This is a genomic window from Janibacter hoylei PVAS-1 (assembly GCF_000297495.1).
Taxonomy (GTDB): Bacteria; Actinomycetota; Actinomycetes; order Actinomycetales; family Dermatophilaceae; genus Janibacter; species Janibacter hoylei.
Genome location: NZ_ALWX01000049.1, coordinates 21,636 through 29,678, shown reverse-complemented (window position 1 = coordinate 29,678; position 8,043 = coordinate 21,636). Strand labels below are relative to the sequence as shown.

General features: G+C 73.7%; 9 protein-coding genes. 7 read left to right on the top strand and 2 right to left on the bottom strand.

The annotated features are described in order from the left end of the window. From B277_RS10825 to B277_RS10800, 6 genes are all read left to right on the top strand, one after another. The coding region (locus tag B277_RS10825) for a Nif3-like dinuclear metal center hexameric protein (RefSeq protein ID WP_007928139.1) at window positions 1-342 on the top strand (342 nt) is incomplete at its 5' end. Beyond that, window positions 339-1,079 carry a zinc ribbon domain-containing protein gene (locus tag B277_RS10820; protein WP_007928138.1) on the top strand — a complete coding sequence of 247 codons (741 nt, stop codon included), beginning with the start codon at window positions 339-341 and terminating at the stop codon, window positions 1,077-1,079. The genes B277_RS10825 and B277_RS10820, both read left to right, overlap by 4 nt. Further along, entirely contained in the window at window positions 1,079-2,200 is a 1,122-nt protein-coding gene (locus tag B277_RS10815) for a bifunctional RNase H/acid phosphatase (RefSeq protein WP_007928137.1), read from the top strand. The genes B277_RS10820 and B277_RS10815 overlap by 1 nt, the downstream gene beginning before the upstream one ends. A gap of 9 nt (window positions 2,201-2,209) precedes the next feature. After that, complete coding sequence (locus B277_RS16060) at window positions 2,210-2,743, top strand: hypothetical protein (protein WP_007928136.1); 534 nt, start codon at window positions 2,210-2,212, stop codon at window positions 2,741-2,743. Window positions 2,744-2,805: 62 nt separating this feature from the next. Continuing rightward, window positions 2,806-3,222: a rhodanese-like domain-containing protein gene (locus B277_RS10805; RefSeq protein ID WP_007928134.1), complete on the top strand. Its 417-nt coding sequence runs from the start codon at window positions 2,806-2,808 to the stop codon at window positions 3,220-3,222. Further along, entirely contained in the window at window positions 3,219-4,436 is a 1,218-nt protein-coding gene (locus tag B277_RS10800; RefSeq protein WP_007928132.1) for an O-succinylhomoserine sulfhydrylase, read from the top strand. Before B277_RS10805 ends, B277_RS10800 begins: the two co-directional genes overlap by 4 nt. 127 nt (window positions 4,437-4,563) lie before the next feature. Here B277_RS10800 and B277_RS10795 read toward each other — a convergent pair whose 3' ends face one another. Both B277_RS10795 and B277_RS10790 read right to left on the bottom strand, forming a co-directional pair. Beyond that, window positions 4,564-5,655, bottom strand: a complete 1,092-nt coding sequence (locus tag B277_RS10795; RefSeq protein ID WP_007928131.1) for an ArsB/NhaD family transporter — start codon at window positions 5,653-5,655, stop codon at window positions 4,564-4,566. Next, window positions 5,652-6,398, bottom strand: a complete 747-nt coding sequence (locus tag B277_RS10790; RefSeq protein ID WP_007928129.1) for a YaaA family protein — start codon at window positions 6,396-6,398, stop codon at window positions 5,652-5,654. Before B277_RS10790 ends, B277_RS10795 begins: the two co-directional genes overlap by 4 nt. 62 nt (window positions 6,399-6,460) lie before the next feature. On the opposite strand from B277_RS10790, the gene B277_RS10785 reads away from it, so the two are divergent. After that, on the top strand, window positions 6,461-7,924 hold the full coding sequence (locus B277_RS10785) for an RNB domain-containing ribonuclease (protein ID WP_040881348.1): 1,464 nt from the start codon (window positions 6,461-6,463) through the stop codon (window positions 7,922-7,924). Window positions 7,925-8,043 lie beyond the last annotated feature (119 nt).

The following is an 8,043-nucleotide window of genomic DNA, read 5'->3' as shown; positions in this document are numbered from 1 at the left end:
CCGGTGCGCCGCGTCGCCCTGCTCGGCGGCGCCGGCGACGGGCTCGTCGACGCGGCGGTCGCCGCCGGGGCGGACGTCTACGTCACCGCGGACCTGCGCCACCACCCCGTGCTCGAGGCCCGGGAGGAGGCCGCCGCGCGCGGCGGCACCCCCTACCTCGTCGACGCCGGTCACTGGGCCACCGAGTGGCTGTGGCTCGAGGAGATGCTCGAGCGCGTCGTGGGGGCGCTCGCAGCCGCCGGTCACGACGTGGTTGGCTTGGACACCCACGTGAGCACCATCTGCACCGACCCGTGGAGCTTCACCGTCGGCGCCCGACCCCTCCAAGGAGACCCGCAGTGAAGGCCGACCCCTTCGTCCAGGCACGACTGCTCGACCTGCAGGCGCTCGACACGCGCCTGCAGCAGATCGACCACGCGCTGTCCCGGGTGCCGCAGATCGCCGCGGTCGCCGAGGCCGGTGAGCGGCTCCAGCAGGTGAGCGACGACGTCGTGCGCGTCGAGACCACCCTCTCCGACATCCGGCGCGAGGTCGCGCGGGCCGAGGCAGACGTGCAGCAGGTGCGCGACCGCGCCGCCCGCGACCAGGCGCGCCTCGAGGCCGGCACCGGCATGACCTCGCGCGACCTCACGTCGCTGCAGCACGAGATCGAGTCCCTGGGGCGCCGTCAGGCCGAGCTCGAGGACGTCGAGATCGAGGTCATGGAGCGGCAGGAGACCGCGGAGTCCCGGTTGCAGCAGCTGCAGGCCCAGCGCGACGAGATCCAGGCCGAGGTCGACCGCCTCGCCGCCGAGCGCGACGCGGCCGTGGCCGAGCTCGATGCCGAGCGCGTCGAGGTGGCCCGTCCGCGCCACGAGATCGCCGGCGGCATCGACGACCCGCTGCTCGCCCTCTACGAGCGGATCCGCGAGGGCTCGGGAGGTCTGGCCGCGGCCGAGCTCAAGCACGGCCGCTGCGGCGGATGCCGTCTCGAGCTCAACCCCGTCGACCTCGCCGCCATCGACCGGGCGGCGAGCGACGAGGTCGTGCGGTGCGAGGAGTGCTCGCGCATCCTCGTGCGCACCCACAGCGGCGACTGATGCGGCGGCTGCGCGTCGAGGCGGACGGCGGGTCCAGAGGCAACCCCGGCATCGCCGGGTACGGCGCCCTCGTGCGCGACACCGCGACCGGTGAGCGCCTCGTCGAGCTCGCCGCGCCACTGGGCACCGCGAGCAACAATGTCGCCGAGTACCGCGGGATGATCGCCGGCCTCACCGCCGCCCGCTCCATCGCCGCCGACGCCCAGATCGTCGTCGCCATGGACTCCAAGCTCGTCGTCGAGCAGATGGCCGGGCGGTGGCGGATCAAGCACCCCGACATGCGCGAGCTGGCCCTGCAGGCCCGAGACGTCGTCGCCGAGATCACCGCCGCGGGAGGATCCGTCGAGTGGGTCTGGGTCCCGCGGGCCGACAACGATGACGCCGACGCCCTGTCCAACCGGGGGATGGACGGTGAGCACGTCGAAGACTGGCACGGCAGCGAGGCTGCCCGTGACGACCTCGCGCCCTCGCGCGACGGCGAGCAGGAGCCGGTGCGCCCGCGGCCCGGGCGTGGGGAGCCGACCCGGGTGGTCCTCGTACGGCACGGCGTCACCGAGCTCACCGAGCAGGTGCGCATCGACGGCCGCGGTGGTGTGGACCCCGACCTCAGCGCGACGGGGCGCGAGCAGGCCGCGCGGGCGGCCGAGCTCGTGGCCGAGCTCGTCGGCGAGGCCGACGCCCGGGTGGTCACCTCCGACCTCGCCCGGGCGCGGCAGACGGGCGCCGCCATCGCCGACCGGCTGGGGGTCACCCCCTTCGCCGACGCCGCCTGGGACGAGCAGTCCTTCGGCGACTGGGACGGCCTGGCCATCGCCGACCTCGTGCGCGAGCACGGTGACGACTTCCGTGCCCTGCGCGACGACCCCGACTACGCACGTCCCGGCGGCGAGTCCCACACGCAGATGGCTGCACGCGTCCTGACCGCCTGGGAGGCACTCGTCGCCGAGGGCGGGACGGTCGTCGTCGCAGCCCACCGCAAGCCGATCCTCGTCGTCCTCGCCCACGTCCTCGGGTTGCCGCACGACCGGCTCTGGCGCCTCGCCGGCAGCCCGGGCTCGCTCACGGCGATCGAGGCCTGGCCGGGTGGTGAGGCCGTCGTCGCCTTCACCAACCGCACCTGAGGAGTCGACATGACCAACGTGCCCGACTGGCTCATCGCGACCGGTCTCGTGGGGGCGGTCCTCTTCGGGCTGCTCTCGGCCTTCTTCCCGCCGCTCAACGCCGAGATCTACGCGCTCGCCGCGCCCGTGATCTTCCCGGACGCCTGGGTCGTGCACGTGTGCGCCATGACCGGTGGTCTCGTCGTCGGCAAGATGAGCCACTTCTTCGTCGCCGAAAAGGGAGCCGAGGCATACACCCGTCGGCGGGAGGCCAAGGAGGCCCGCGAGGCGGCGGAGGACCGCCGACCCACTGGCCCGGTGCGGGCCCGCTTCGCCCGATGGAGCAAGGCGATGATCGACGTGCTCGACCGGCCCCGGCTCGGTCCGCTCGTCATGCTCGCCTCCTCCGGCATCGGCTTCCCGCCGCTCGCGGTCGTCACGGTCGCGGCAGGCATCAAGCGGGTCAACATGGTGCTCTTCTTCGCGGTGACCACCATCGGGTGCCTGGCCCGCTTCCTCGTCACCGCGTGGCTCGTCAGCCGCGGCATCTCCCTCGGGCACTGAGGGCACGTCTCGGGTCGTGACCCGACGGCGGTGGCCGCCAGCCCGCTCATTAGCCTGAGGTCATGAGTCAGCCAGCAGCACAGCTCACGCCCCAGGAGGCGTGGGACCACCTCGCCAGCGACCCGGAGGCAATCCTCGTCGACGTGCGCACCCGGGCGGAGTGGACCTTCGTCGGGCTGCCCGACCTGACCTCGCTGGGCAAGCGGGTCGTCCCGATCGAGTGGACGAGCTTCCCCGACGGTGCCCCCAACCCGGCCTTCCTCGACGAGCTGCGCGCCGTCGTCCCCACCGAGGAGACGACCGTGCTCTTCCTGTGCCGCTCGGGGGCGCGCTCTGTCGCGGCCCAGACGGCCGCCGGCGCCGCCGGCTACAGCCGCACCGTCAACGTGCTCGAGGGCTTCGAGGGCGACGTCGACGCCCACGGGCACCGTGCGGTGAACGGCTGGAAGCAGGCCGGTCTGCCGTGGAGGCAGGGGTGAGCGGTACTCCCTTCGGCCCCGGCAACCCGCGGCCCTACCTCGCCCCCGAGGGGCTCTCCCCGCAGACCCTCGCCGTGCGCGGCGGCCAGGCCCGCACGACCTTCGACGAGACCTCCGAGGCGCTCTTCCTCACCTCCGGCTTCGTCTACGGCAGCGCCGAGGAGGCCGAGGCGGCCTTCAGCGACGGCGTCGACAAGTTCGTCTACTCCCGCTACGGCAACCCGACCGTCGCGATGCTCGAGGAGCGGCTGCGCGTGCTCGAGGGCGCCGAGGCGGCCTACGCCACGTCCTCCGGGATGTCGGCGGTCTTCACCGCGCTCGCCGCCCTTGTCGGGCAGGGTGACCGGCTCGTCTCCTCCCGCGGGCTCTTCGGCAGCTGCTTCGTCATCGTCGACGAGATCCTCCCGCGCTGGGGCGTCGAGACCGTGCTCGTCGACGGGCACGACCTCGACCAGTGGCGCGAGGCGCTGTCGGAGCCGACGACCGCGGTCTTCTTCGAGACCCCGAGCAACCCGATGCAGGAGCTCGTCGACATCGCGGCGGTGAGCGAGCTCGCGCACGCCGCAGGCGCACAGGTCGTCGTGGACAACGTCTTCGGCACGCCCGTCTTCTCCCGGCCCCTCGAGCACGGTGCCGACATCGTCGTGTACTCGGCGACCAAGCACATCGACGGCCAGGGGCGCGTCCTCGGTGGCGCGATCCTCGGACCCCGGGACTACATCGACGGCCCGGTGCAAAACCTCATCCGCCACACCGGCCCCTCGCTCTCACCCTTCAACGCCTGGGTGCTGCTCAAGGGGCTGGAGACGATGGACCTGCGGGTGCGCCGCATGGCCGAGTCGGCGCTGGCCATCGCCAGGGCCCTGCAGGAGCACGCCGGCGTCGACCGGGTCATCCACCCGTGGCTCGAGGACCACCCGCAGCACGAGCTCGCCCGGCGCCAGATGACCGGGGGCGGCACCGTCGTGACCTTCGACGTCCGGGGTCGCAAGGAGCAGGCCTTCGCGGTGATGAATGCCCTCCGGCTCGTCGACATCTCCAACAACCTCGGTGACTCCAAATCGCTCATCACCCACCCGGCGACGACGACCCACCGTCGGATGGGGGAGGAGGCCCGGGCTGCGATCGGCATCACCGACACGACCCTGCGGATCTCCGTCGGCCTCGAGGCCGCGGAGGACCTCGTCGCGGACCTGCGTCGCGCGCTCGGCTGACCCCTCGAGCGGGCGACCAGGTCCGGCCCTCTGGCCATGGTTGTGGGTGGAACTGGTAGTCCTGTGCGCCGACAGCGCCTGGTGGGGGCTTGCCGGCAGGCTGGGCTACCACGTCAACACACAACCATCAGCGCGCGAGTACGAGGAGCGCCGCGCCGCCCGCGACGAGGGCAACTGCGAGGCCCTGGGCCGCCAGGGCGCCGGCGCCGATGCGCACGCCTGCGGCGCGCACCCGGTGGAGCCACAGGAGCGTGGCGAGCGAGCCCCACGGGGTGACGATCGGGGCCACATTGGTCCCCACCAGGAGCGCCATGAGCCGGGTGGGGCTCGTGCCCGCCGCGGACTCGAGCGCCAAGTAGCCCGGCAGGTTGTTGAGCGCATTGGCCGCCAGGGCGCCGAGACCGGCGACCCGGGCGAGGTCGCCGAGGCCCTCGCCCGCTCCGGCCAGGTCGCGCAGCGCCGTGCCGGCGCCGGCGTCGAGCAGTGCCTGGACGGCGACGAAGAGCACACCGACGACCACGGCCATGGCCCACGGCGGGCGCACCCGCTGCACGAGGAAGGGGGCCCGCAGCCTCACTGCGGTCACGAGGACGAGCGCCGCGGCGCCGGCCACGAGCCAGGGCTCCACGCCGAGGGCGAAGAGCGGCCCGATCGCCAGACAGGTGCCGGCGGCCAGCCGCAGCAGGACGCGGTCGTGCGGAGCATCCGGGGGCGCCACGGTGTAGCGGCCCCGCAGGTCGCGCCGGTGCACGAGGCCGACGACGAGCAGGGTCCCGACCACGGCGGCCGCGCCCGGGGCGAGCGCCAGCCGGACGAAGTCGGCGTGCGCCCCGCCCAGCCGCTCCAGGTGCTGCACTGCCAGCAGGTTGGTCAGGTTGGACACGGGCAGGAAGAGGGATGCGGTGTTGGCCAGGAAGAGGGTCGTCACGGCGAAGGGGGCCGCCCCCACCCCGACCTGGCGGGCGACCGTGAGCGCGACCGGTGTGAGCAGCACGGCGGTCGTGTCCAGACCGAGGAAGACCGTGACGAGCACGGCGAGCCCGCTGATCAGCAGCCACAGGACGACCGTGCGGTGACCCGCGAGCCGTGCCGTGGCGTGGCCCGCGACGTCGAAGACTCCGGCGAGGTCGGCCACCTCCGCGACGACGGTGATGGCCACGAGGAAGGCCATGACGGGCAAAGTCCGGGAGAGGACCGCCACGACCTCCGGCCAGGTCACCGGGCGGTCGTGTCGAGGACCCAGGGCCGGCCGGGTCCGGCCGGCTCGTGCAGGGTCACGTCGAAGCCGGGCTCGAGCGCCCGGGCCAGGGACGCGGGGGTACGTGGCTCGCGGTCGACGCCGAGGAGGTGGCGCGCCACCAGGCCACGGGTGTGCTTGGCCATGTGGGTGGCGCCGGGCACCCGGATCTGCACCCACCGGCGCGCCACGTCGCCGCTCGGCGTCCACGCGGCGACGTAGGTGCTCGAGCGGCAGTCGACGACGAGGCCGGTGCCCGCGGCCGTGGTCAGCTCGGTGTCGAGCGCTTCGCGCCAGTGGGCGGCGAGCGGGCCGACACCCGGGAGGTTGACCGCCATCGACAGGCGGTAGGGCGGGATACGGTCGGTGGGGTGGACCGCGCCGAAGAGCGCGGAGACGACGACGAGCCACCGGTTGGCCCGCCGTCGCTGCCCGGGGGTGAGGTCGCCGAGGCCGAGGGCGTCGTAGAGCACGCCGGTGTAGACCTCGGCTGCCGGGGGAGCAGGTGCGGTGGTGAGGCGCGTGTTGCGCGCGACCTCCTCGACGAGGTTGGGGCTGACCCCGAGGACCTCGTGGGCGTCGGGCCGGCCGCTCACCTCGGCGAGCGCGTCGAGGACCATCCGGCGGTGGTCGGTGAGGTCCGGGTGGGAGAGCGAAGGGAGGTCCAGCGCCTTGCCGCGGGAGCGGCCGGCCTTGGACTCCGACGGGGGCAGCAGCACGAGCACCCCCAGACGATACGAGAGCCGACTGCGGGCGTCGGCGTCCAGGGGCATCTAGGGTGGCGAGCATGGCTTCGCAGCGCACCGTGACCCTCCGTCCGAGCGACCCCGAGGTGGGGGAGGTCGTCGCCGCCGCGGGGCTGACCCCGCGCTTCGACGCGATCCGCGCCGAGCTCGAGGTGCCCGGCGAGTTCCCGGCGGAGGTCGTCGCGGAGGCGGAGCGGGTGGCGGCGCAGCCGCTCTCCCGGCCCGAGCGTGACGAGAGCGACCTCCCCTTCGTCACCATCGACCCGCCCGGGTCGATGGACCTCGACCAGGCCATGCACCTGGAGCGCGACGGTGAGGGCTACCGCGTGCGGTACGCGATCGCGCACCTGGAGTCCTTCGTCGAGCCGGGCGGGGCCATCGACGAGGAGGCCCGTCGCCGCGGGCAGACGATCTACGCACCCGACGAGCGCACTCCGCTGCACCCGCCGGTGCTCAGCGAGGGCGCGGCGAGCCTGCTGCCCGACGAAGTGCGCCCGGCCTACGTGTGGGACATCCGCCTCGACGCCCGCGGTGAGCACACGGCCGCCGAGGTCTACCCGGCGCTCGTGCGCAGCGTCGAGCGCCTCGAGTACACCGCCGTCCAGGAGGCGGTCGACGGCGGCACCGACGACGAGCGGCTGCTGCTGCTCCGGGAGATCGGGGACAAGCGCATCGCGCTCGAGCAGGAGCGCGGTGGGGCCTACCTCCCGATGCCCGACCAGCAGGTCGAGGAGGTCGAGGGCGGCTTCCGCCTGCACCTGCGCCCGCTCGTGCCGGCCGAGGACTGGAATGCCCAGATCTCGCTCCTCACCGGCATCGTCGCCGCCGAGATGATGCTCGAGGCCAAGGTCGGCATCCTGCGCACGATGCCCGAGCCCGACGAGCGCGCCGTCGGTCAGCTGCGCCGGGTGGCCCGCGCCCTCGGCGTTGAGTGGGCGGAGGGGACCGACCACGGCACCTTCCTGCGCTCCCTGGACGGCACCGACCCCAAGCACCTCGCGCTGATCCACGAGTCGACGGTCCTCTTCCGCGGGGCCGGCTACACCGCCTTCGACGGGGAGCTGCCCGAGCTCGTCGAGCAGGCCGCCATCGCCGCGCCCTACGCCCACGTGACGGCACCGCTGCGCCGTCTGGTCGACCGCTTCGGTCTGGCGCTGTGCGCGGCGGTGAGTGCCGGGACCGAGGTGCCGGCCTGGGTCCGCGAGGCGCTGCCGTCGCTACCCGAGCTCATGGAGACCTCCGACCGTCGCGCTGGGGGCGTGGAGCGGGCGACGACCGACGCCGTCGAGGCCGCCTCCCTCGCCGACCGGGTGGGCGAGGAGTTTGCGGCCGTCGTCGTGGACGTGCCCGAGGGCAAGGACGACGGGGGTGCCCTCGAGGTGCAGCTCGTCGACCCGCCGGTGCTGGCGCGGGCGAAGGGAGCAGCCGAGCTCGGCGCCGAGGTCACCGTGCGCCTGACCGGCGTCTCGCTCGACGAGGGACGGGTCGACTTCGAGGTGGCCTGACCGCCACCCCGACCGTGCGCCGGCGCGATGCCGGGATCGGGTAGGGTGGCGGCAGCGAAAGGGAGTAGTCCCCAACAGGTGTGTCGACACACTGAGCCTGAGGCCTCGGCCCCGGCTCC